The organism is Achromobacter sp. JCM 18799, assembly GCF_055395645.1.
Genome location: NZ_AP043866.1, coordinates 6,225,549 through 6,246,558 on the forward strand (window position 1 = coordinate 6,225,549; position 21,010 = coordinate 6,246,558).

Consider the following 21,010-nt stretch of genomic DNA (forward strand, 5'->3'; position numbering starts at 1 on the left):
CGGGCGGCGATCGTTGAGCCTCAGGCCTTGAACGGCCACTTCGGCAATTTGCGCTTGGTGTAAGGCAGCGCGTTGTAGTCGGTGGTGATGGCGCCCGGCGTTTCCACGTAGATGACGTGGCGGCCGACCTGCGAATACGAGGCGTAGAAGTGCTGCGACGATTTCACGATGATGAGCTTCATGGCCTGCAGGTCCACGCCGAACTGCGTGAACAGGTCGGTGCCCATGGCCTGGGTGCGGTTGGTGGTCAGGGCGATGGTCACGCCCTGGCTGCGCACGATGGCCACGTCACCCAGCAGCGCGGGCGTGCCGGCCAACCCGGTCATGATGGCGTCTCGCTTGAGCGCCACGATTTCGCAATCCAGGTCCAGCGGCTGGCCCGACACCGGCGCGACCTTGCCGCCGATGCGCAGCTGGATGCGCGCGCCTTCGCCCGCCTCGAAACAGAGCTGCACGGCCACCGGGTCCCAGAACGGGCCGGTCGCGACGTCGGTGATGCCGCGCGCCAGCACGCGTTCCAGGATGAAGGTGGCGTCGCTGGGCGCGCCGCCGCCCGCGTTGTCGGCGGAGTCGGCCAGCACCACCGGAAAGTCGTTCAACGCCAGGGCCTGGTCCAGCGCTTCGTCGGCGCCTGGGTAGGGCGGCGCCAGTTGCTCGCGGAAACCGATGATCTCTTCGCCCAGCGCGCGCGCCAGGGCGTTGGCCTGGGCCTGGTCGCCGTCGGTATAGACCAGCACCTTGGAACCCATGTCGGGCGTGTCGCCCCACGGGAAGCCATGCGCGATGGATACCGACAGCACGCCTTCCTTGCCTTCCATGGCGAGCAGGCGGTCCACGAAGCTGCGCATGGGTTCGCGGCTGGTGTGCATGATGGAGATCATCTCGCAGTCGTACACGGCGCGCGTGGGTTTGATGCGGCCTTCGGCGCGCGCCACGCACAGGTCCACCAGGTCGTAGGCGCGCTCCAGGATGTCGGTGTGCGGATATTCCTTGAAGCAGACCAGGAAGTCGGCGCTTTCCACCATGTCTGCCGTCATGTGGCAATGCGGGTCCAGTTCGGCGCCGATCACGGTGTCGGGACCCACGATCTCGCGGGCGCGGCGCAGCAGGTCGCCTTCGCAGTCGTCGTAGCCGTCGGCCACCATGGCGCCGTGCAGGCCGAACAGGGCGATGTCGACGCGGCCGGCGCGTTTCAGATCGCCCAGCAGTTCGTCGCGCAGGGTTTCGTAGGCGTGGCGGGTGGTGATGCCGGCCGGCGTGGCGCCGGCGGTCAGGCCTTCGACCAGGGTCCAGTCCTTGCCCTGGGCGCGCTGGCGCGCGGCCCACAGCGGCCCCGAAAACATCTGCATGCGGTCCGGATGCTGACCCGCGGGGTAGTAGCCGCGCGCCCGATAGGCCGACAGACCGGTCGGGATGGGAGAGAAGGTATTCGTCTCGGTCGCCAGGGACCCGGAAAAGATTTTCATGCTGCCGCTCCGCGTAAGGATGTGCACATGGGGGCGCCGGCGTTGCCGCGAGCGCAAGAAAAAGACCGCACCGCCTGGCGCCAGGGCCAGGGGGTGGCTAGCAATGGGACCGGCCCGCGGCGCGGGCTCAGGCTTCGGACACGGGGCCCGGCGTGTAGCCGCCGTGCACGGCCGCCGCGCCCAGCCAGGCCTGCACCTCGATTTCCACGTCCACGCCCATGGCCAGCTTGGCCTCGACCGTTGAACGCGAGGGGAAGTCGGAAGAGAAATGGCTGCGGTAGGCGTCGTTGAACTGCGCGAAGAGTTCCAGGTCCGACAGCCACACCGTCACGCGCACCACGTCCTTGAGGGTGGCGCCCGCCAGGGCCAGCGTTTCCTTGATGCGCTCGATGGCGGCATGGGTCTGGGCGGCGATGTCGCCGCGCACGACCTGGCCGTTGGCGTCCATCGGGATCTGGCCCGACAGGAACAGGAAGCCGCCGGCCTGGGTGGCGCGGGAGAACGGCAGGGGCAGGGGGCTGGGGTAGCGGGCAATGGTGGTCATGGTGGACTCTCGCAGGCAAGGGGAGGGTTCAGCGCAATCGCGCGGGACGCACGGCTTCGGCGTCCACGCCGTGCGCTTGCAGATGGGCGGGCAGAGGCTGGCGCGTGAGCAGTGCGGCAGCCAGCTCAGAAGTCGCCGCGGCCGTCTGGATACCATAGCCGCCTTGGGCCGCCAGCCAGAAGAAGGCGGGCGCATCGGCGTCCCAGCCGACCACGAAATCGCCATCGCGCACGAAGGAGCGCAGGCCGGCCCAGGTGTGCTTGGGGCGGCGGATGGTGAGCGAGGTCGCGGTTTCGATGCGGTAGATGCCGGTGGCCACGTCCAGTTCTTCCGGCACCACGTCATGCGCGGCGACCGGGTCGGCGTTGGCCGGCGATCCCAGCAGTTGGCCGGCATCGGGCTTGAAGTAATAGCTTTCGTCGACCCCGACCACCGCGGGCCAATGGGCAAAGTCCACGTCCTGCGGGCCGGAGAACGTGAAGGCGGTGCGCCGGCACGGCTGCAGGCCGACGGGCGAGGCTCCGCACAGGGTCGCGGTATGGTCAGCCCAGGCGCCGGCGGCGTTGACCAGCGCCCGCGCATGCAGGGTGCGGCCATCGGCCAGCGTCAGCGTCCAGACGCCGTCCGCATGCGCGGCCGACACGACTTCGGCATTGTTGTGCAGCACCGCGCCCTGGCGCGCCATGCCGCGCAGAAAGCCCTGGTGCAGCGCGTGCACGTCGATGTCGCGGGCATCCGGTTCTTCGATGGCGCCGCAGATCTGGTCGGCGCGCAGACAGGGCACGCGCTCGACGGCCGCTTCGGCGTCGATCAGCGTCACATTGGGCGATTGGCTGCGGAAGTCGTCATAGACCTGGCGCAGCAGGTCCTGCTGTTCGGGCGTGGCGATGTACAGCACGCCGCGCGGGCTGAGCAGCGGATGCTCGCTGAAGCCCTGCGGCGGATTTTCGTAGAAGGCGCGGCTGGCGCGCGTGAGCGCCTTGATCTGGTCCGTGCCGTAGGTTTCCATGAACATGGCCGCGGATCGGCCGGTGGAGTGGTAGCCCGGCTGGGCCTCGCGTTCCAACACGGCCACCGAGGCCGTGGCGCTCAGGCGGTAGGCCACGGAAGCGCCAGCGATGCCGGCGCCGATCACGGCGTAATCGAATAGGGGTTCTGCTGTCATTTTGTCGGAAGCGAGAATTCTCTTATTTGATAATTCTCGAATACGATAGTTTTTTGACGGCAGACAAGTAATAGGGGAAAGCCCCGATGGAGGAAACTCCGAGGCTCGGAAAGTCAGGTCAGGCGCGTGCCATTGGGAACTTGATCGTCCGGCACTGCCAGCACGATGCCGCCGGCTTCGTCGGCGAAACCCAGCACCAGCACTTCGGATTTCATCGGCCCGATCTGGCGCGGCGGAAAGTTCACCACCGCCATGACGCGCTTGCCCGCCAGCTGTTCCAGCGTGTAGCGATCGGTGATCTGCGCCGAACTTTTGCGGATGCCCACGCCGGCCCCGAAATCTATCGTCAGCTTGTAGGCGGGCTTGCGCGCCTCGGGAAAGGCCTGTGCCGACTGGATGGTGCCTATGCGGATGTCGACCTTGAGGAAGTCGTCAAAGCCGATGTCGGCGGCGGCGGGGGTATTCGGGTCTTGGGTGTAGTGCACGTTGGGTCCTTGGATTGGGTTGTCCGTCACCTTGCGCAGAGCCGATTTGGTCGATAGACGGAACAGTTTGTTCCGCGCAATGGTGTGTTTTTTGGCTTCCTAAACGTATTCGGGACAATTGCCGGTCGGTAGAATTCGCCATGCATTTTCCTCTATCTACTCGTCGGAAGGCCACAACGTCATGAGCAACGCTTATCTGGACGCCCTCAAGCAGCGTCGCACGCAGTACTCGCTGGGCCGCAACCTGTCGATCTCCAAGGAGGAACTGACCTCCCTGATCCAGGAAGCGATCAAGCACAGCCCCTCGTCGTTCAATTCGCAAAGTTCGCGCGCCGTGATCCTGTTCGGCGCCGAGAGCGACAAGCTCTGGAACATCGCGATCGAAGAAGTGCGCAAGGTCGCGCCGGCCGAGAGCTTTGCCCAGACCGAAGCCAAGCTCAAGAGCTTCGCCGCGGGCGTGGGCACCGTGCTGTTCTATGAAGACCAGGGCGTGGTGCAGGGCTTGCAGGAAAAATTCGCCCTGTACGCGGACAACTTCCCGGTCTGGTCCGAGCAGGCGGGCGGCATGGCCCAGCTGTCGGTCTGGAGCACCCTGGCCAGCGCCGGCGTGGGCGCCAGCCTGCAGCACTACAACCCGCTGATCGACGCCGCCGTTGCGCGCGAATGGAACATCCCGGCGTACTGGAAGCTGCGCGCGCAGATGCCGTTCGGCTCCAACGAAAACGGCTTCGGTGAAAAGGCGTTCATGGACGACGCCGAGCGCTTCCGCGTGGCCGGCTGAGTTTTCGGGACGCCTTGGGCGTCCCGGTCCGAGCGCATCGGAAAACCCGCAATTCCCTGGGAATAGCGGGTTTTTTTACGTCCGGCTCCTGGCGGCCTTCAATCCGTCTTCCAGCCCCACTTCTTGAAGATCGCCCGACCTTCGGGCGCGGTCAGGAAGTCGACAAAGGCCTGCGCCTGCGCGTTGCCTTTCCCTTTCTTGGTGACGACGGCGCCCGCGTCGCGATAGATGCGGTACGGCTCTTCCACCTCGACCACGCTGGCCAGTTCGGGGTTGGACACCTGCCAGATGTTCCAGATCAGCCAGGCGTCTATGGTCTTGTCCTCGGTCCATTGGGTGCGCGCCTGCGCGCTGTTGCCGGCCTCCGGCAGCACGAGGTTGGCGCGGAAGGCGCGCACGGTTTCGATGTCGCCAAGACGGCCGGCCACGTCTTCCCACAGTCCGGTCTGGCCCGCGCCGGATACCGCCATGACCTTGATGCCGGGCTTGAGCAGATCCTTGAAGCCCGTGATGGCCTTGGGATTGCCCGGGCGCACCAGGATGGCGGAGGGTCGCAGGTACAGCGTGCGGGCTTCGCGCAGCTCGAACACGCCAGGCAGCGCCGAGGCAAAACCGCTCATCATGTTTTCGGCCCCGCTGTAGATCACGTCGGCGTCCTGTTTGGCCTTGTCGGCCCAGGCCGGCGTCGGACCCGCGGTGACGCTGACATCAATGCCGTGCAGCTTGCCGAACGCAGCGGCGGCTTCCTTCATCGCGGGCGCGGGGCCGCCGGGGCCATACACGTTCAGGCTCGGAGCGGCCCAGGCGCTGCCGGCGGCGGAGCAAGCCAGGGCGATGCCGCAGGCAAGGGATCTGATCGACTTCATAGCTGACACTTCCGTTCTACGCCGATTGCGGCCGGTTGCGATAAGCGGCGCGATCGGCTGGTTGATCCATGGAGCGCCGCGGGGTCTTTCCTGCGGCTCGCCACCCGGTAGACGCGCAAGGGAAGGGGAATATTCCGGCGAGGACGTTGCAGAGGGTAGAACTCTGTTTCCAGTCTGTTAAAAAGTCGCGTGCAAAATTGCAGCCTTGCCGCCGCCTCGCGATGGACGACAACACAGTCTTCAGGCATCGAGACAAGGCGAGGGGCATCCTCAACGAGAAACGTCACATGAAATCTGGAATCACCGCAGGCCGTTTGTTGTGCATGGCTGGTTTCTGCGCGCTTGCCGCGCCCGCCTACGCGATCGATTGCGCCAAAGCCGCCAGCGCCGCGGAAAAGCTGATCTGCTCGGACCGCAAGACCGTGGCGGCGGACGCCGAGTTGAACCGGGCTTACGCCGCGATACTGAAACAGGCCCCCGACGGCGATATCCGCGCCATGCTGGCGCACAGCCAGAAGCGCTGGATTGTGGCGCGCGACCGCGCGCTAACGGACCTGATCGAGGATCCGGGCTCGGTCCCCGCCGGCAAGACGGTTGCAGGCGTCGCTCGCGATTTGATCCAAAGCCGCACGGCGCAGCTCAAGGAAACGCACAAGGGCGCCGCGCTGCCCGACATCATCGGCAGCGCAGTCCGCCAGCGGCAGTTCCAGGCGCAATTCACCGGCGGCGCGTACGCCGGCTACTCGACTTCATGCGACATCTTTCCGGGCGAACATGCCTACTACGGTTGCTTCGCGACGCGGCATTACCAGAACAATGACCGCATCTGCTCGGTCGACGAGTACTGGGCCTCGGGCGGCGTTTATACCAAGCGTTATGTCGCCAACGTGGTGGACGGCAAACCGCAGTTGGCTGCATCCTGCTCGTTCAGCAGCTCGGACGAGGCGTGTTCCGATACCCCGGGCCAGACAAAATGGAACATGAAGCCGCAAAAGCCGGACTTTTCCTATCCCGACCAGCCGCTGCCCAAGATCGATGGAGAGATCGTGAGTGATGACGACTATGAGTGGGCCCGGGCCTGCCTGACGGGCGCGGCCTACCCCGCCAATTGACGCCAGTGAGTTGATCGCGCCTGCATGATCAGTCTCGCGTTGCGACGATTTTGCGTATTGCGCGCAGTTCGCGGTGTATTGGCAATACTTGCAGTATTTTGAGGGTTATGTATTTAGTTGTAAGCCAGCGAAGACCTCGCGGCTATCCGTTGGCAGGCAAGAGTAATACACGTTTGTTTAGGGAAAACCCGTAGATTGCGTTGCTCAGAGGGTGTTTTTCGGGCCGGCTCTGCGGCAAGATTTTGAAACGGACTGGATGGCCGGGCGTCCAAAACGTCCATCCCGCGAACGTAGAATCCCGTTTTTCATCAGTGCCATCCGGCTGACAGGAACGAACCATGAAGAAAACCATCCTCCTTGCGTCCGTATGCGCCGCGCTGCTGCAAGCTTGCGCGCCGACCTCCTCTCCCCGCGAAGGATCGTCCGCCATGCCCACTACCGCCACCACGCCCGCCAGCCCTGAAGTGAGCCTGCCCGCCTACTACTGGCGCCTGGCTTCCGCCACCGACGCGGCGGGCAAGCCGATAGCCGCGCTGCAGGCCGGCGTCGAACACCAGCTGCGCCTGTCGTTCACGCAGGACGCCTTGAACATCCGCGGCGGCTGCAACGCGCAGTTCGGCGGCTACACCTACAAGAACGGCGTGCTGCAAGTGGCGAACCTCGCGTCGACCATGAAGGCCTGCGACCAGAGCCTGATGCGCCTGGACGCCGAGATCGGCCAGCGCATGAAGGGCGACCTGCGCGCCACGCTCAGCGGACACGCTTCCGAACCGGGACTGGAACTGGTCGCGCAGGACGGCAGCGTGCTTAAGTTTGTCGGCGAACCCACGCCTGAAACGCTCTACGGCAGCGCCGGCGAAATCATGTTCCTCGAAGTCGCCGCGAAGAAGACCGAGTGCAGCCACCCGCTGATTCCCAACTACCAGTGCCTGATGGTGCGCGAGCGCCGCTACAACGAAGCCGGCGTGCAGCAGCCCACCCAGGACAAGTGGCATCCGCTGTATCAGTCCATCGAAGGCTTCCAGCACCAGGACGGCGTGCGCACCGTGCTGCGCGTGAAGCGCTACGACTGGAAGAATCCGCCCGCGGATGCGCCCAAGCAGGTGTATGTGCTGGATATGGTGGTGGAGCAGGACGCGTCGAAGAAGTAAGACGCCAGCTTCCCTCTGGATTTCCCGATTGCGCCCGGCCCCTGGATTCAGCGGCCGGGCGCAGTCATTTCACCCGGTGCAGGGCACTATGTTGTAAATTGTAGTCATTCTCATTTATAACCGTGCGTCTTCATGGCCGCCTCCGATCCCTCTCCGCGGCACCCCCTGCACACGCTGTACCAGGAACACCAAGGCTGGCTGCAGGGCTGGCTGCGCAAAAAGTTGGGATGCGCCTTCGACGCCGCCGACCTGGTGCATGACACCTATCTGCGTGTGTTGGCCCGCCGCGAACCGGGCGACATTCGCGAGCCGCGGTCCTATCTGGCGACCATCGCGCACGGTCTCATGGTCAACCATCTGCGGCGCCGGGACCTCGAACGCGCCTATCTGGAAACGCTGGCGCAGCTGCCCCAGGCGCAGTCGCCGTCGCCCGAGGAGCGCGCCCTGGCGCTGGAAGCCCTGTGCGAAATCGACGCCATGCTGGACGGCTTGCCCGTGCCGGTGCGGCGCGCTTTCCTGCTTTGCCAGCTGGAAGGCCTGACGCATGCGGATATTGCCAAGACGCTGGGCGTGTCGGTCGGCTCGGTGCGGCTGTACATCGCGCGCGCCCTGCGCCAGTGCCTGGAGTTCGCGCCATGAGCGCCGGAGAGGCAGGGCGCATCGATCCGCGCGCGCTGGACGGAGCGGTGGACTGGTTTCTGCGCCTGACGTCGGGCAGCGCCAGCCAGGCGGACCGGGAAGCGTGGCAAGCCTGGCGCCAGGCCGATCCCGAACATGAGCGCGCCTGGCGGCGCACCGAAGCGCTTACGCGTCGCTTCGAGGCGTTGCCCAAGGGCATGCTGCCCGTGCTGGGACGGCCGCGCTCGTCCGCCCGCCGCGCCGCGCTGGGCAAGCTGCTGGTGCTGATCGGCGCCGGAGGCGCCATCGGCTACGCGCAGGTCGATGAAGCCTGGCGCGGCTGGGTGGCCCAATACCGCACGGCCGTCGGCGCCCGGCGCGAGGTGCTGCTGGCGGACCATAGCCGCGTGGTGCTCAATGCCGCCACCGCCATGGACGTCTTGTTCGATGCCCAGCAGCGGCTGATCGCGCTGCACGGCGGCGAAATCCTGATCGAAACCGCGCCGGACCCGCAACAGGACGTTCGGCCGTTCATCGTGCGCACCCGCGAAGGCAGCATCACCGCGTTGGGTACGCGCTTCGTGGTCAGGCGCGACGACGGCGTATCGGCGGTACAGGTGCTGGAAGGCGCCGTGCGCGTGGCGCTCCCGGGCGCTTCGGCGGATGCCGCGCGCATCGTGCCCGCCGGCATGGGCCTGCGCTTTGGCGGCGGCCAGATCGATGACGCCCAAGCGCTGACCGGCGATCCCTCCGCCTGGCAGCGCGGCATGCTGCAGGTCGACGGCATGCCCTTGAATGAATTCCTGCGTGAACTCCAGCGCTACCGCGCGGGCTGGATCGATTGCGCGCCCGAAGTGGCGCATCTGCCCATTTCCGGCGCTTTCCCGCTGGCCGAACCCGACCGGGTGCTGGTCACGGTGGCGGACACCCTGCAACTCGGCCTGCGCTACCGCACCCGCTACTGGGTGTCGCTGGTGCCGCGCGGCGAGACTATTTTGTAACGGCGACTAGCACTTTGCGCGTCTTATCTGGCTACGAGGGTAAGACCAACATCTGGAGTGCATGTCATGCCCCGTCAGCTTTCCCCGTTGCGCGCAAGCGTCTCCTTCCCAGTCTTGCTCGCGGCAGGCGCATTCGCGCTACCGCTGGCCGGGTTGATAGCGCCCGCCCAGGCGCAGACCCAGGCGGGGCAGGTGAGCGTGGCCGTCGAGCCTGGGCCGCTCAGCGCGGCGCTTTCGGCCTATGCTGCCCAGGCCGGCGTTCTGCTGTCGTTCGATCCCGCCCTGACGCGCGATCTCCAATCGCCTGGGCTACGCGGCAGTTTCGGCTTCGAGGAAGGGTTGCGCCAGTTGCTGGCCGGTAGCGGCCTGGAACCGGCGCGGCGCGCCGATGGCGGCTACACGCTGCGCAGATTGCCGCAGGGCGAAGTCACCGCCTTGCCCGCAGTGACCGTCACCGGCGCTGGCGACGAAGGCCCCTCCGAAGGGACGGGCTCCTATACCGTGCCGGCAACAAGCGCCGCCACCCGCATGCCGCTGTCGCTGCGTGAAACCCCGCAATCCATCAGCGTCGTCACGCGACAGCAGATGGACGACCAGAATCTGAACACGCTGGACGAGGTGATGCGCCAGACGCCCGGCATCGCCGTCGAGCGGCTGGATGAGCGCGTGCAATTCACCTCGCGCGGTTTTGCGCTGAACACCATGCTCGACGGCGTGCCCACGCTGTCGTTCAAGACGCCGTCGGCCGAGGCGGGCATGATCAACACCGCCATCTACGACCGGGTGGAAGTCGTGCGCGGCGCCGCCGGCCTGCTCAACGGCGTGGGCGAGCCGGGCGGTTCGGTGAACCTGGTGCGCAAGCGTCCCACGTCGGAGTTCGCCGGACACGTCACCGGTGGCGTCGGCCGCTGGAACAGCTACAACGCCGAAGCCGACCTGGGCGGCCCGCTGAACAGCGCCGGCACGCTGCGCGGCCGGGTGGTCGCCGCCCGCACCGCGGGCGACAGCTTCATTGACTACAAGAAGCGGTCCGACGATGTCTTCTACGGCATCCTCGAGGCCGACATCCTGCCCAGCACCACCGTCAGCCTCGGCTACGAGCACCAGAAGACCGCCATCGACGGCGCGAACTTCGGCCAGGCGCCGCTGTTCTACAGCGACGGCACGCGCACGAACTTTCCCCGGTCCTTCAATCCCGTGACGCCATGGAGCCAATGGGACATGTATACGGACCGGATATTCGCGACCTTGGACCATCGCTTCGGCAGCGGCTGGCACGTCAAGATGGACGCCAGCCGCTTGAAAAACGAAAGAAAGGCCGCCTGGGGCTACGTCCTCGCGTATCAGCCCGTCGATCCGTCCGGCGCTTCCACCATCGAATTGCGCGACAACCCGGCAAGCTCCACCAACAAGTCCTTCGATATCTACGCCGAAGGGCCGTTCCAGGCATTCGGCAGGGAGCACCGGGCCGTCCTGGGACTGAGCTACAACCGCTACACCAGCGAACTCAACCTGAACTCGGCGAACCCCGCTGGCTGGGACCGCCGGCGCGTGAATCTCTACGATCTGCGCGACGTGCCGCGGCCCGCCATGCCCTACACCTTCTACGACACCTTCCTGGACGCGAAGGAGACCGCCATCTACGGTTCCGCGCGCCTGAAGGTGGCCGAGCCGGTGTCGCTGATCCTGGGCGCCCGGACCACCTGGTACGAAGAAAACTCTTCGGCCTATAACGGCCCCGCCAACACCTGGACCCACAACCCCACGGCAAAGGAAAATGGCGTCTTCACGCCCTATGCCGGCGTGGTCGTGGACCTGAGCAAGGATTATTCGGCTTACGCCAGCTACACCCGGATATTCATACCCACCACCTCGCGTGACGCCGGCAACGTGGTGTTGCCGCCGCAAACCGGTCAAAACTATGAAATCGGTTTGAAGGGCGAACATCTGGACGGCAGGCTGAACACAAGCTTCGCGATATTCCGCACCCAGGAGGAAAACGTTGCGGTGGAGGATCCGTCCAGCCCGCCGCTGCCGGACGGGAGCACTCCCTACCGCGCCGTCAAAGGCGCGCGCAGCAAGGGTTTCGAGCTGACCGCGTCCGGCGAAGTGGCGCCTGGCCTGCAGCTGATGGGCGGCTATACCTACTTTGCCAAGCGCGACGCCGAGGGCGCATTGCTGCTGCCGAGCACGCCCCAGCGGCTGTTCCGCCTGGCTGCCAGCTACAGGCTGCCGGGCGAGTGGAACAAGCTCACGATCGGCGGCAACGTCAGCTACCAGAGCAGCATCTACTACGATGAAGCCGGCGGACTAGGGCGCGCCAGCCAGGGCGGCGTCACGCTGTTTGGCCTGATGGCGCGCTATGACTTCAACAGGCATGTGTCCGCGTCCGTCAATGTGGAAAACCTGACCGACAAGTATTACTACAGCGGCCTGGGGGGCTACAACGGCTACAACTACGGCACGCCCAGGAACGTCTGGATGAAGGTGAGCTACAAGTTCTGAGCGGGGGGCGTTTGATGTTTGTCATGTTGCAGCGCATGGCGCGGATGAGACAATCCCGACTGATGGCCATTCCCATTCGCAGCCATGAACACCTACCCCTTGCTGCTCATCCTGCATCTGCTTGCCGCCTTCCTGTTCGTCGGCACCGTCACCTTCGAGGTGCTGTTCCTGGAACCGGTGCACAAGCGCCTGCCGCCCGACGTGCGCCGCGCGCTGGGCAGCCAGCTGGCGCCGCGCGTGCGGGCCGTGCTGCCGTGGTCGGTCGTGGTGCTCTACCTGGCCGGCCTGGGCTTGGCCTGGCAATACCGCGGCGCGCTCGCCGATCCATTCGCTTCGTCCTTCGGCGTCCTGCTGTCGCTGAAGATCGCGCTGGCCTTGAGCGTGCTGCTCCATGTCGCGACCGCCTTGACGCTCGCGCGCCGCAAGCGCCTGACCGGCGCATTGAGCAGGCGCATGCACCTCAGCGTGTTCTGCCACATGGTGCTGATCGTGGTGCTGGCGAAGGCGATGTTCCACGTGGCCTGGTGAGTGCGCGGCCCATGCCGCGGCGCTACGCCGGTAGTGCGAGCGGTTCCAGCGTTCCGTAGCCTTCTTCCCCATACACCAGCCCCGGCAGCGGCGAACGGCCACGGCCGCAGGTTTCCCACAATTCCGCCACCCATTGCATTGCGGTATCGACGATGACGTCCTGGACGTTGAAACTGGCTTCGTCCGACGCGAACAGCGGCACCTCGGGTTCGATGCCGTCTTCCGTGTGAGGCACGTCGAACAGGTAGCGGTGGCCTTCGATGGCCTTGTTGAGCACGAACAGGTCCGGGCCTTCCAGGCTGGCCACCACCGAAAACGTACCTTCGCCGTCCTGATCGGGGAACACCACGAAATGGATCTCGCGCGCCTTGGGCGGCAGGGCGGCGATCAGCGCCGTCAGAGTAGCGCGCGCCGCGGGGTCGTGGGCGCGCAGGATGCGCAGCAGTTCGGCGATGTATTCGGATTGGGTCATGTGCGTGTCCTGATCATTCCCGCCGGGGCGATGGCAGCATCGCCAGACAGGCGTTCGCGTGGAGCTGGGAATCCACAAGGACTAGTGGTGTAACACACGGATCGGCAGGCTCTGCTAGACTGCCCTTACTCTTTGGGGAGTAGCCTCCTTGCAGCCCGGCCAGCCAAGGTCCGGTCCGCAGGGGCTTGCGTCAACATTCTTGGCTTCCTCGGCCATGGCGCAAGCGGCATCCATGCTTGGCGAGACCACGGATTTTTCGCGCGACGCCGGGCGGCGCGGGAGATCCGTGCCGTTTCCGCCCAGCAGGATCACGACTCCAATGAATCCCATCGCCATCATCGTTCTCGCGTTCGCCATGTCCACGGACGCGTTCGCCGCGGCCATCAGCAAAGGCGCCGCGCTATACAAACCCCGATTCCCGGAAGCCCTGCGCACAGGGCTGATCTTCGGCGTGATCGAAGCCATCACGCCGGTGATAGGTTGGGGACTGGGCTCGGTCGCGGCCAAGTACGTGGTTGCCTGGGATCATTGGATCGCGTTCGCGATGCTCTGTATTCTGGGTTTGCTGATGATACGCAACGGCCTCAAGGAAGAGGAGGAGGACGCCGCGCCCGTCACCCGCCATTCCTTCTGGCTGCTGGCGGCAACGGGCCTGGCCACCAGCATCGACGCCATGGCGGTCGGCGTGGGGTTGGCGTTCGTGGACGTGAACATCGTGGTGGCGGCCATTGCCATTGGCCTGGCGACTACCTTGATGGTGACGATAGGCGTGATGCTGGGGCGGGTGTTGGGCAGCGTCGCCGGGAAGCGGGCCGAGATCCTGGGCGGTATCGCGCTGATCGGGATAGGCGCGGCGATACTTTATGAACATTTGAGCGCCGCGGCGGTTTGATGTCGCGCGGCGGCGTCGCTCGCCGGTTTCACGGCGTGTCCTTACCCGCGCGAGTCCCCGATCAAGGCGGACCGCGCGCTGTCGAAGCTGCGGCATTCGGATTTCAACCACTCGGAAAAGATCCGGGTGCGCCGCTCATCAGGCCGGCGTGACAGCAATACGTAGCGCGCCGGCGCGGGCGTGTGCTTGCCGAACACGTCGACCAGCCGCCCGCTGCGGATCTCGTCATAGACCATCGCGCTGCGCCCGATCGCCACGCCCTGGTGATTCAGCGCGGCGCCAATGGCAAGGCTGGCCAGGTTGAACTGCGGCCCGTCCAGATGGCGCACCCAGCCCGGCTGGTGCGCTTGCATCCAGGTGCGCCACTCGATGAACTCCGCGGCGCCAGCCCAAGGCGAGGCGTCGTGCAGGAACTCGACGCCATCGAGCGATTTGCCGGCGCGAAACTTGGGGTGGGCCGCAAGGTATTCGGGCGTTGCGACCACCAGCAGATACTCGTCCAGCAAGGCGTCCGCCTGCAAATCGCTGTAATGCGCCGGGTCGTAGCGGATGGCGATGTCTATGTCTTCCTCCTCCATCAGCTTGCGGTCCAGCGGCTGGAAATCCGCCTTCAGCCGCACCGATATGTCTGGCTGCAAGCGATGGAATTCCGTCAGGCGCGGCATCAGCCATTGCAGCGCGAACGAGGGCAGGCAATTGACCTGCAGCGTTGACGCCGGCAAGCCCAGCCGCTCGATCTCCTGTTGGATGTCGTCCAGCGCGCGGCTGACCGTCGAGTACAGCGACTCGCCCTTGGACGTGAACGTCAGGCCGCGTTGTTGACGAACAAACAGCAGGTAGCCCAGGCGGTCTTCCAACTGCCGGATCTGCTGGCTTACCGCGCTTTGCGTGAGGTTCATGGCTGCCGCAGCCCTGGTAAAGCTGAGATGACGGCCGGCCATGTCAAAACAGCGCAGGGCGCCCAGCAGTGTCGAGTCGAAATGGGCTGGCATAAGTCACGCTAATGGCTGCAGTAGAAATGATCGCTATTCTTGCATGCTGGCGGCATCTACGATTCGCGCTGAACCATCAACCTGCAAGTTCATGATGACCGCCAATTTCGATCCTCAGCTATTAGAAAATCTTCAATCAAGAACGCCTTTGCTATGGCTCAACCCCGAAAGGGGCGGACCCTTGCCAGGATCCGCCCCGTCCCTGACCCTGATCAACGAGGCGGAAAGCCGTCTGGCGCGTTGCGCGCCGCTGCTGGCTACGCTCTTTCCCGAGCTCGCGGCCGCGAATGGGCATATCGAGTCCCGGCTGATGGCTGCCGGGCCGTTGCAACAGGCGTTGGGCGGCGGCTGCGCCTCGGGCAGCTGGTACCTCAAGCGCGATGACGAGCTGCCCGTCGCAGGCTCCATCAAGGCGCGCGGCGGATTTCATGAAGTGCTGGCCATTGCCGAGACGATCGCGCTGGAGCACGGGCTGCTGCAGGATGCGTCAACGGACAGGCGCATCCTGGCCACGCCGCGGGCTCGCGCCGTGTTCAGCCGGTATGCCGTGACCGTGGGCAGCACCGGCAACCTGGGCATGAGCATCGGCGTCATGGCCGCCGCGCTGGGATTCGATGCCGTGGTCCACATGTCCGCCGATGCCAAGGAATGGAAGAAGGACCGGCTGCGCCAACGCGGCGTGCGCGTGGTGGAACACGACGGCGACTACGCCGAGGCCGTCGCAGCCGGGCGGGCGCAGGCGCTGGCCGCGCCCAGTAGCCATTTCGTCGACGACGAGCAGTCCGAGCTGCTGTTCTTCGGCTATGCCGCGGCGGCGCGCGGACTGGCGCGGCAATTGGTGGAAGCGGGGCGCGTGGTCGATGCAGCGCACCCGCTGTTCGTGTATATCCCCTGCGGCGTCGGCGGCGCACCGGGTGGCATCAGTCATGGCCTGAAGGCTTTGTTCGGGACTCACGTGCATTGCTTCTTCGCCGAGCCCGTCGCCTCACCGTGCTTTCTGGTGCAGTTGGCGTCGGGAGCGGACACTCCCGTGTCGGTGTACGACATCGGCCTGGACAACCGGACCGAGGCAGACGGCCTGGCCGTCGGCCAGGCATCCGAGCTGGTGGCTGCGCTGATGAAGCCACAGCTGGGCGGCGTCTTCACCGTGTCCGATGACGAGCTCTACCTGAACCTGATTGCGCTGAAAGACACCCTGGGCGTCGAGGTCGAACCATCGGCCGCCGCCGCGGTTTCCGGTCCGGGCTGGTTGGATTCAGCCGCCGGCCGCGCGTATGTCCAGGGCATGGATATGTCCGAAGCCACGCACGTCATCTGGGCCACGGGCGGGTCGCTGGTGCCCGCGGAGGCGTTGCGCGGCTTCCAGGAACACGCCAGGGGACTCAGCCGCGCCGGTGCGGCCCTTGACCCGTGATTCCAGGCGGCGCCGGCCGCTTTCGACCGCATGGTTTTTCGCGCGCGGCAAGCCCGTGCGCTCCGTCAGTTGGTGACCAGATACGCCTGCCCGTCCGGCTTCAGATAAGGCGTCAAGGCCTTGAACGGCACGCTGGCATGGGTGCCCAGGCAAGCGCCCGACGCGTGCCCGACTCCGGACACGGACAGGCTCAGCGCGCCGGGCGCCTGCACGCCCAGCGCCAGATAGTCGGGCCAGAGGTCCGCGCAGTCTTCCAGATTGGGCCGATCCCCGGACTGTTGGGCGGCGGTGCCCGACTTGACCGCCTGTTGCATCAGCGCGAGCAGGGCGGGACTCTTTTCCCCGCCGAAGCTGCGCTTGCCCGGCACATACGCGTCGAACACGCGATTCCAGTCCAGGTATTCGCCGCGCAGCAGATCGTAGGTGTAGGGTTCGAAATGGTTGTAGGGATGCGCGCCGCCGCAGTCCAGGCTGCCCGATTCGGTCACCGTCATCAGCGCGCGCGACAGCCAGGTGACGTGCACGGCCTCTTCATCGAATCCGCCCAGCGTGCCGGCGCCCGGATTGCCGCTGGTGTAGGCCGAGGCCATGCAAGCCAGCGCGCCCAGGCTCTTCTGCCAATGGCGTTGTTCGAGCAGATAGTTCGTGCGCTGCAGGACCTGCGCATCGGGATGGCGGCTGAGCCGCGGGTAGGTGAACTTGGTGCGCGGATCGCGCCACATGCGATAGGCCACCGCGCCGTCACCGATCTCCTTGCCGACCGGCTGGGCGTGTCCGGCCAGCTTCAGCGTCTCGTAGGGCGCACGGGCGGCGGTGATGCCTGCCTGGACGTCGACGTCGCCAAGATTGACCTGGCTGGCGCGGGCCTGCTTGCGGTCCTTTTCCAGCTGCTCCGTGTCGTATTGCGCAACCTGCTTCAGGTCGAAGCGTAGCTGCTTGCCGCTGCCGGCGTCAGTCCAGAGGCCGCGGTAGCCGGTGGCATCGCGGGTTCCTTGCCAGCTTGCGGCCTGATCCGCCGGCTTGCCTTCCTGGCGGGGCTTCGGTTCGAAGAGCTCCTTGGCCGTGCCGCGCAGCGGGATGTCCACGCCGTGCTTGGCGTAGAAGTAGCGGCCGGTCAAGGTGCCGTCGGCCGCTGCTTCGGTGTCCAGCTCCAGCACGATGTCGCCGGCGCCTTGCAGTGTTCCGGTGTAGACGGTGCGGGGCGCGGCGTGGGCCTGGGCGGCTAAAAGAGACAGGACTGCCAGCGCAATCGCGCTGCGGACGTTGCGGTGCATACGGGACGGTGAGCGAAACATCGAGGAGCCTGGGATCCAAAGGGATAGCGTCGGCTGACTATACCGGAACCATCAGCCCAATAGCGCAGCCGCCTCGTCATCCGCAAGCATCTGCTCGAACAGGTCGCCAAGACTGCTGGCCACCTCGCTGACTGCCTCGAACTCCGGCTCGACGCCATGCACGACCCGCCCCGAGATCAGGTCGATCGCGAGAAATTCATAATCGCCGTCCACGCTCATGAAGATCGGCACATGGCGCGCCCAGAAGGCCTCGACGGCGTGCCGGTCGGCGTCGCTGATGGCGGCTTCGAGGCTGATGTCGCGAAAGGTGTCCCGCCCAAAGGCGCTGTCGGCGGTTCCGGCATAGTCGGCCGCGCTCAGGAACCAGCGCGTGTCGTCCGCGCTGCTCAGCTGCGTGTACAAGGACAGGAACGCCGCGTGTTCCGAGGAGTCAGCCGGTGTAGCCACGGGCGCCGCGCGGTGTACCGTCCAGCCGCGCGCGGCAAGCAAGCTCAGGAAACGTTCGTGCAAGTTGCTCATCAGGCTTGTCTTGGTTATCGCGTTGCCGCGATGTTCGCGCGCCGCAAGCGCGCGTTCAAGGTTTGCGCCAACTCGCCCAATCCCACATCGCCGCAGCCGACCAGCGTCAGCTCCTGCAATCGGGTCAGCGTGTCCAGCACGCCGATGTCCGCAATCCGCTTGCAGTACTGAATGTCCAGCCGTTCCAGGCTTGCAAGGGCGCTGATCGGACCTATCTTCTCCAGCGCACCCAGGTTCTTCAGGCGCAAGGAGCGCAATCCTGTCAGTTGCTCGATGCCGGACAGCGTCTTCAAGCCACGGCCCGCCAGCAAGCCCAGCGCCAACAGCGGCAGTCCCGCGATGCGATCGAATACCGACGAATCGAACGGCACGTTCCAAAGGTTCAGCTCCTTGAGCGGCAGGCTCAAGGCGCGGTCCAGCAGCATGCCGCGCCGGTCCGGAACCATGGACAAGGAAATCAATGCCGGAAAGTCTTCCGGCTCGAACCGCAACGTTGCGTCTACTGTCAGCGCCTCCAGCCTGGGCAGCGGGCCGGCTTTCCAGGTGTACGTGCCGGGTTCGGGATGGATGGAAAGATGGCGCAGGCTGGCTGGGAGCATGTCTGCGCGCAATCCGGTCAGAACGCTGCCCGCGACCGCGCCGGGGCCGATGGACAGGTGCGCCAGCGCCGGCAGCCGGGCGAGGAGTTCGGGCAGCTCGTGCAGCGGGTCGCCCTGAGGCGCCCATAGATGCACGTCTTCGATCGAGGCCAGGACGGCCTCTTGCGGCGGGGCATCGTAGAGCACGATGCGTTCATCCGCGCCTGCGAATTGCGAGCGTTGGCGGCTGTGCATGAAGCGCCAGGTCTGGTCGCGGGCTGGCCGTGGGATCGAAAACGGGATGATGGACATATGGCGTTCCGGCAGGCCGTTGGGAGCTCAGCCCGCCTTGCTCAGCATGTCGATGCGGCGCTGATGACGCGAGCCATCGAAGGGCGTGTCAAGGAAAGCGCTGACGCATTCGCGCGCCACCTCGATTCCTATGATTCTGCTTCCAAGCGCCAACACGTTCGCATCATTGTGCTGACGGCTCAGGCGCGCCATGGTGGCATTCGTGCACAAGGCGGCTCTTGCGGCGGGGAAACGATTGACGGCAATCGAAATGCCTATGCCCGAGCCGCAAATCACGACGCCCTTCCGGACCTTTCCGTCCGTGATTGCCCGCCCCATGGCAAAGCCAAAAGCGGGGTAGTCGACCGAGTCTTCGCTGTGGGTTCCGAGGTCCAGCCAATCCACGTTTTCGAAGGCCTTCTTCAGCTTTTCCTTGAGCTCGTAGCCGGCGTGGTCGGAGGCAATGGCGATTTGCATGCTTTCTCTCTCATGTGGGGACTCGGGATTGCCGAGCGCGATTGTAGTCCGCGAAAGCGTGACGCCGCGCGCCGCACGATTCTTCCGTAACTTGATAGTCGCAAACTAAGTGGTTACATTCAAGACGGAGAACGTTATGACCGCCACTACCCCCACGCCCGAATTCCGCCTGCTGGGCGATCATGCGGCGTTAGACCTGATCAACACCGTCGAGCAGTCCGACGACGGCCCTCGCGACCGCCTGCAATCGGACGACGATGTGCGGTCCTGGCTGGACGCCTTGGGCTTTGCGCCCGCCCAGCGCAAGACGCCCAAGGGCCTGCTCGAATCCGCGCGGACATTGCGCGAGACGGTGCGTGCGTTGGTTGCCCAGAGAAAGGCCGGATTGCCGCTCAAGCTCAGCGCGCTCAACCGGGCGCTCGCCGCCGGCGGCAGCCATCTCGAGGTTGCCGTGGTGGCGGGCGCGCCCAGCCTGGCCCGTCGGTACGAAGCGGCCACGCCTGACCAATGGCTGCTTCCCGCCGCGGAGGCGGCCGCGGACTTGCTTGTGCACGGGGACTTCGAGCTGGTGCGCAAATGCGAAAACCCGCTCTGTTCCCTCTGGTTCTACGACCGCACGCGATCTCATCGCCGCAGGTGGTGCAGCATGTCGCTTTGCGGCAACCGCCACAAGGTGGCGGCCTTTCGCCAGAGGGAAGCCCAGGACGCGGCTTCCTGAGCGCTTGCTTGCCCATTCATCCGGCCGCCCTGGCCGGATTTTTTTTGAACGAACCGCTCCGTGTCATAGCTTTGAACTATTTAAGTAACCGTTAAATATTAGTTTGACGGGTTACTTAAAAGGCGCAAGAATGGCTCGCACAGCCTGCCGGAATTCGGCTGCTGATCCAGTTCCTGACTGCGGAGACCGTCATGTCCAGTACCCCTGAAAGCCGGATCCAAACGCGTCGCGTGCAAGCCGACGGCCTGAATCTTTTCTATCGCGCAGCGGGCAATCCCGATGCGCCCGTGCTGCTGCTACTGCACGGTTTTCCCAGTTCCTCGCATCAATTCCGCAACCTGATCCCGATTCTGGCCACGCGCTTTCAAGTGATCGCGCCGGACCTGCCCGGCTTCGGTTTCACGGAAGTGCCCGAGGAGCGCGGTTACCGCTATACGTTTGACGACCTGGCCGCGTCGCTCGGCGCATTCGTCGATGCGCTGGGTCTCAAGCGCTATGCGATGTATGTTTTCGACTATGGCGCGCCCGTCGGGCTGCGCCTGGCGCTAGCCCACCCCGAGCGGGTCACCGGCCTGGTTTCGCAGAACGGCAATGCCTATCTCGAAGGCCTGGGCGATGCCTGGGCGCCGGTCCGCGCTTATTGGGCGGAGCCAACCGCCGCCAACCGCCAGGTCATCGCGGATGCCGTGCTGAACCTAGAGGGTACGAAGTGGCAGTATGTGCATGGCGTCGCCAATCCGGACGACGTGGCTCCGGAAAGCTACACGCTCGATGCCGCCTTGCTCGAGCGGCCGGGCAACAAGGAAATCCAGCTCGATCTGTTCCTGGACTACGCCAACAACCTGAAGCGGTATCCGGATTTCCAGGCCTTTTTCCGCTCCGCGAAGATCCCGACGCTGGCGATCTGGGGGCGCCACGATCCGTTCTTCATTCCGCCTGGCGCCGAGGCGTTCAAGCGGGACAATCCGGACGCGCAGGTCGAGCTGCTGGATACCGGGCATTTTGCGCTCGAGACCCATGCGGAGTACATCGGGAGCCGGATTATCGAGGTGTTGGCGCCTTGAGGGATCCCGGAATCGGCCGCCGAACGCGGCCGATTCATGGCGCGCTTCTTTTGGCGCTCACCGAGCACCCCGCCGC

General features: G+C 65.3%; 22 protein-coding genes and 1 riboswitch. Of the genes, 11 read left to right on the forward strand and 11 right to left on the reverse strand.

What is annotated here, in order from left to right; all coding sequences use genetic code 11:
• Nucleotides 1–20: 20 nt before the first annotated feature.
• From ACZ5YA_RS29540 to ACZ5YA_RS29555, 4 genes are all read right to left on the reverse strand, one after another.
• Nucleotides 21–1,466, reverse strand: coding sequence for a M81 family metallopeptidase (locus tag ACZ5YA_RS29540; protein WP_059375232.1), 1,446 nt, complete (start codon nt 1,464–1,466; stop codon nt 21–23).
• Nucleotides 1,467–1,593: 127 nt separating this feature from the next.
• Entirely contained in the window at nt 1,594–2,010 is a 417-nt protein-coding gene (locus ACZ5YA_RS29545; protein WP_059375227.1) for a RidA family protein, read from the reverse strand.
• Nucleotides 2,011–2,038: 28 nt separating this feature from the next.
• Nucleotides 2,039–3,175 (reverse strand): NAD(P)/FAD-dependent oxidoreductase, encoded by a 1,137-nt coding sequence (locus tag ACZ5YA_RS29550; protein WP_251877569.1) that lies wholly within the window; start codon nt 3,173–3,175, stop codon nt 2,039–2,041.
• A gap of 113 nt (nt 3,176–3,288) precedes the next feature.
• Nucleotides 3,289–3,660: a tRNA-binding protein gene (locus ACZ5YA_RS29555; RefSeq protein ID WP_059375221.1), complete on the reverse strand. Its 372-nt coding sequence runs from the start codon at nt 3,658–3,660 to the stop codon at nt 3,289–3,291.
• Between the two features lie 181 nt (nt 3,661–3,841).
• Between ACZ5YA_RS29555 and ACZ5YA_RS29560 the strand changes: the two genes are divergently transcribed.
• Nucleotides 3,842–4,441 carry a nitroreductase family protein gene (locus tag ACZ5YA_RS29560; protein ID WP_059375218.1) on the forward strand — a complete coding sequence of 200 codons (600 nt, stop codon included), beginning with the start codon at nt 3,842–3,844 and terminating at the stop codon, nt 4,439–4,441.
• Between the two features lie 98 nt (nt 4,442–4,539).
• Here ACZ5YA_RS29560 and ACZ5YA_RS29565 read toward each other — a convergent pair whose 3' ends face one another.
• Complete coding sequence (locus ACZ5YA_RS29565) at nt 4,540–5,307, reverse strand: substrate-binding domain-containing protein (RefSeq protein WP_059375215.1); 768 nt, start codon at nt 5,305–5,307, stop codon at nt 4,540–4,542.
• A gap of 146 nt (nt 5,308–5,453) precedes the next feature.
• Between ACZ5YA_RS29565 and ACZ5YA_RS29570 the strand changes: the two genes are divergently transcribed.
• The 6 genes from ACZ5YA_RS29570 to ACZ5YA_RS29595 all read left to right on the forward strand — a co-directional run bounded on the left by ACZ5YA_RS29570 (nt 5,454) and on the right by ACZ5YA_RS29595 (nt 12,222).
• Complete coding sequence (locus ACZ5YA_RS29570; RefSeq protein ID WP_347881405.1) at nt 5,454–6,419, forward strand: lysozyme inhibitor LprI family protein; 966 nt, start codon at nt 5,454–5,456, stop codon at nt 6,417–6,419.
• A gap of 428 nt (nt 6,420–6,847) precedes the next feature.
• Nucleotides 6,848–7,570, forward strand: coding sequence for an META and DUF4377 domain-containing protein (locus tag ACZ5YA_RS29575; RefSeq protein WP_054450298.1), 723 nt, complete (start codon nt 6,848–6,850; stop codon nt 7,568–7,570).
• 132 nt (nt 7,571–7,702) lie between these two features.
• The gene (locus ACZ5YA_RS29580) at nt 7,703–8,209 is read left to right on the forward strand and encodes a sigma-70 family RNA polymerase sigma factor (protein ID WP_059375206.1); all 507 of its coding nucleotides are present in this window, start codon (nt 7,703–7,705) and stop codon (nt 8,207–8,209) included.
• Nucleotides 8,206–9,189, forward strand: a complete 984-nt coding sequence (locus ACZ5YA_RS29585; RefSeq protein WP_118931780.1) for a FecR domain-containing protein — start codon at nt 8,206–8,208, stop codon at nt 9,187–9,189. The genes ACZ5YA_RS29580 and ACZ5YA_RS29585 overlap by 4 nt, the downstream gene beginning before the upstream one ends.
• A 66-nt stretch (nt 9,190–9,255) precedes the next feature.
• Nucleotides 9,256–11,694: a TonB-dependent siderophore receptor gene (locus ACZ5YA_RS29590; protein WP_464091601.1), complete on the forward strand. Its 2,439-nt coding sequence runs from the start codon at nt 9,256–9,258 to the stop codon at nt 11,692–11,694.
• Nucleotides 11,695–11,778: 84 nt separating this feature from the next.
• Nucleotides 11,779–12,222 (forward strand): CopD family copper resistance protein, encoded by a 444-nt coding sequence (locus ACZ5YA_RS29595; RefSeq protein WP_464091602.1) that lies wholly within the window; start codon nt 11,779–11,781, stop codon nt 12,220–12,222.
• A 22-nt stretch (nt 12,223–12,244) separates the two neighbouring features.
• Here ACZ5YA_RS29595 and ACZ5YA_RS29600 read toward each other — a convergent pair whose 3' ends face one another.
• Nucleotides 12,245–12,694 (reverse strand): DUF6389 family protein, encoded by a 450-nt coding sequence (locus ACZ5YA_RS29600; protein ID WP_464091603.1) that lies wholly within the window; start codon nt 12,692–12,694, stop codon nt 12,245–12,247.
• Between the two features lie 122 nt (nt 12,695–12,816).
• A riboswitch (yybP-ykoY riboswitch) is annotated at nt 12,817–13,004 on the forward strand.
• A gap of 9 nt (nt 13,005–13,013) precedes the next feature.
• On the opposite strand from ACZ5YA_RS29600, the gene mntP reads away from it, so the two are divergent.
• Nucleotides 13,014–13,586, forward strand: coding sequence for a manganese efflux pump MntP (mntP, locus tag ACZ5YA_RS29605; protein ID WP_059375198.1), 573 nt, complete (start codon nt 13,014–13,016; stop codon nt 13,584–13,586).
• Nucleotides 13,587–13,627: 41 nt separating this feature from the next.
• Here the strand turns inward: mntP and ACZ5YA_RS29610 are convergent, their stop codons facing one another.
• Complete coding sequence (locus ACZ5YA_RS29610; RefSeq protein WP_464091604.1) at nt 13,628–14,578, reverse strand: LysR substrate-binding domain-containing protein; 951 nt, start codon at nt 14,576–14,578, stop codon at nt 13,628–13,630.
• Nucleotides 14,579–14,672: 94 nt separating this feature from the next.
• Between ACZ5YA_RS29610 and ACZ5YA_RS29615 the strand changes: the two genes are divergently transcribed.
• A complete protein-coding gene (locus ACZ5YA_RS29615; RefSeq protein ID WP_464092878.1) occupies nt 14,673–15,992 on the forward strand; it encodes a D-serine ammonia-lyase in 1,320 nt (439 codons plus the stop codon).
• A gap of 65 nt (nt 15,993–16,057) precedes the next feature.
• Here ACZ5YA_RS29615 and ACZ5YA_RS29620 read toward each other — a convergent pair whose 3' ends face one another.
• From ACZ5YA_RS29620 to rpiB, 4 genes are all read right to left on the reverse strand, one after another.
• Nucleotides 16,058–17,266, reverse strand: a complete 1,209-nt coding sequence (locus tag ACZ5YA_RS29620; protein WP_464091605.1) for a hypothetical protein — start codon at nt 17,264–17,266, stop codon at nt 16,058–16,060.
• Between the two features lie 72 nt (nt 17,267–17,338).
• Nucleotides 17,339–17,806 (reverse strand): hypothetical protein, encoded by a 468-nt coding sequence (locus tag ACZ5YA_RS29625; protein WP_464091606.1) that lies wholly within the window; start codon nt 17,804–17,806, stop codon nt 17,339–17,341.
• A 14-nt stretch (nt 17,807–17,820) separates the two neighbouring features.
• The gene (locus ACZ5YA_RS29630; protein WP_464091607.1) at nt 17,821–18,696 is read right to left on the reverse strand and encodes a leucine-rich repeat domain-containing protein; all 876 of its coding nucleotides are present in this window, start codon (nt 18,694–18,696) and stop codon (nt 17,821–17,823) included.
• A gap of 27 nt (nt 18,697–18,723) precedes the next feature.
• Entirely contained in the window at nt 18,724–19,152 is a 429-nt protein-coding gene (gene rpiB / locus ACZ5YA_RS29635) for a ribose 5-phosphate isomerase B (RefSeq protein WP_464091608.1), read from the reverse strand.
• Nucleotides 19,153–19,288: 136 nt separating this feature from the next.
• Between rpiB and ACZ5YA_RS29640 the strand changes: the two genes are divergently transcribed.
• Both ACZ5YA_RS29640 and ACZ5YA_RS29645 read left to right on the forward strand, forming a co-directional pair.
• Nucleotides 19,289–19,870 (forward strand): CGNR zinc finger domain-containing protein, encoded by a 582-nt coding sequence (locus tag ACZ5YA_RS29640; protein ID WP_464091609.1) that lies wholly within the window; start codon nt 19,289–19,291, stop codon nt 19,868–19,870.
• Between the two features lie 191 nt (nt 19,871–20,061).
• Entirely contained in the window at nt 20,062–20,934 is an 873-nt protein-coding gene (locus tag ACZ5YA_RS29645; RefSeq protein ID WP_464091610.1) for an alpha/beta fold hydrolase, read from the forward strand.
• Nucleotides 20,935–21,010: the final 76 nt, after the last annotated feature.

Bases quoted from the DNA above. Each gene is read 5' to 3' on its own strand.
- ACZ5YA_RS29645 (WP_464091610.1), top strand. From the start codon at position 20,062: ATGTCCAGTACCCCTGAAAGCCGGATCCAAACGCGTCGCGTGCAAGCC.
- ACZ5YA_RS29575 (WP_054450298.1), top strand. From the start codon at position 6,848: ATGCCCACTACCGCCACCACGCCCGCCAGCCCTGAAGTGAGCCTGCCC.
- ACZ5YA_RS29590 (WP_464091601.1), top strand. From the start codon at position 9,256: ATGCCCCGTCAGCTTTCCCCGTTGCGCGCAAGCGTCTCCTTCCCAGTC.
- mntP (WP_059375198.1), top strand. From the start codon at position 13,014: ATGAATCCCATCGCCATCATCGTTCTCGCGTTCGCCATGTCCACGGAC.
- ACZ5YA_RS29610 (WP_464091604.1), bottom strand. From the start codon at position 14,578: ATGCCAGCCCATTTCGACTCGACACTGCTGGGCGCCCTGCGCTGTTTT.
- ACZ5YA_RS29540 (WP_059375232.1), bottom strand. From the start codon at position 1,466: ATGAAAATCTTTTCCGGGTCCCTGGCGACCGAGACGAATACCTTCTCT.
- ACZ5YA_RS29620 (WP_464091605.1), bottom strand. From the start codon at position 17,266: ATGCACCGCAACGTCCGCAGCGCGATTGCGCTGGCAGTCCTGTCTCTT.
- ACZ5YA_RS29630 (WP_464091607.1), bottom strand. From the start codon at position 18,696: ATGTCCATCATCCCGTTTTCGATCCCACGGCCAGCCCGCGACCAGACC.
- ACZ5YA_RS29580 (WP_059375206.1), top strand. From the start codon at position 7,703: ATGGCCGCCTCCGATCCCTCTCCGCGGCACCCCCTGCACACGCTGTAC.
- ACZ5YA_RS29615 (WP_464092878.1), top strand. From the start codon at position 14,673: ATGACCGCCAATTTCGATCCTCAGCTATTAGAAAATCTTCAATCAAGA.
- ACZ5YA_RS29565 (WP_059375215.1), bottom strand. From the start codon at position 5,307: ATGAAGTCGATCAGATCCCTTGCCTGCGGCATCGCCCTGGCTTGCTCC.
- ACZ5YA_RS29625 (WP_464091606.1), bottom strand. From the start codon at position 17,806: ATGAGCAACTTGCACGAACGTTTCCTGAGCTTGCTTGCCGCGCGCGGC.
- ACZ5YA_RS29640 (WP_464091609.1), top strand. From the start codon at position 19,289: ATGACCGCCACTACCCCCACGCCCGAATTCCGCCTGCTGGGCGATCAT.
- rpiB (WP_464091608.1), bottom strand. From the start codon at position 19,152: ATGCAAATCGCCATTGCCTCCGACCACGCCGGCTACGAGCTCAAGGAA.
- ACZ5YA_RS29545 (WP_059375227.1), bottom strand. From the start codon at position 2,010: ATGACCACCATTGCCCGCTACCCCAGCCCCCTGCCCCTGCCGTTCTCC.
- ACZ5YA_RS29585 (WP_118931780.1), top strand. From the start codon at position 8,206: ATGAGCGCCGGAGAGGCAGGGCGCATCGATCCGCGCGCGCTGGACGGA.
- ACZ5YA_RS29595 (WP_464091602.1), top strand. From the start codon at position 11,779: ATGAACACCTACCCCTTGCTGCTCATCCTGCATCTGCTTGCCGCCTTC.
- ACZ5YA_RS29550 (WP_251877569.1), bottom strand. From the start codon at position 3,175: ATGACAGCAGAACCCCTATTCGATTACGCCGTGATCGGCGCCGGCATC.
- ACZ5YA_RS29560 (WP_059375218.1), top strand. From the start codon at position 3,842: ATGAGCAACGCTTATCTGGACGCCCTCAAGCAGCGTCGCACGCAGTAC.
- ACZ5YA_RS29600 (WP_464091603.1), bottom strand. From the start codon at position 12,694: ATGACCCAATCCGAATACATCGCCGAACTGCTGCGCATCCTGCGCGCC.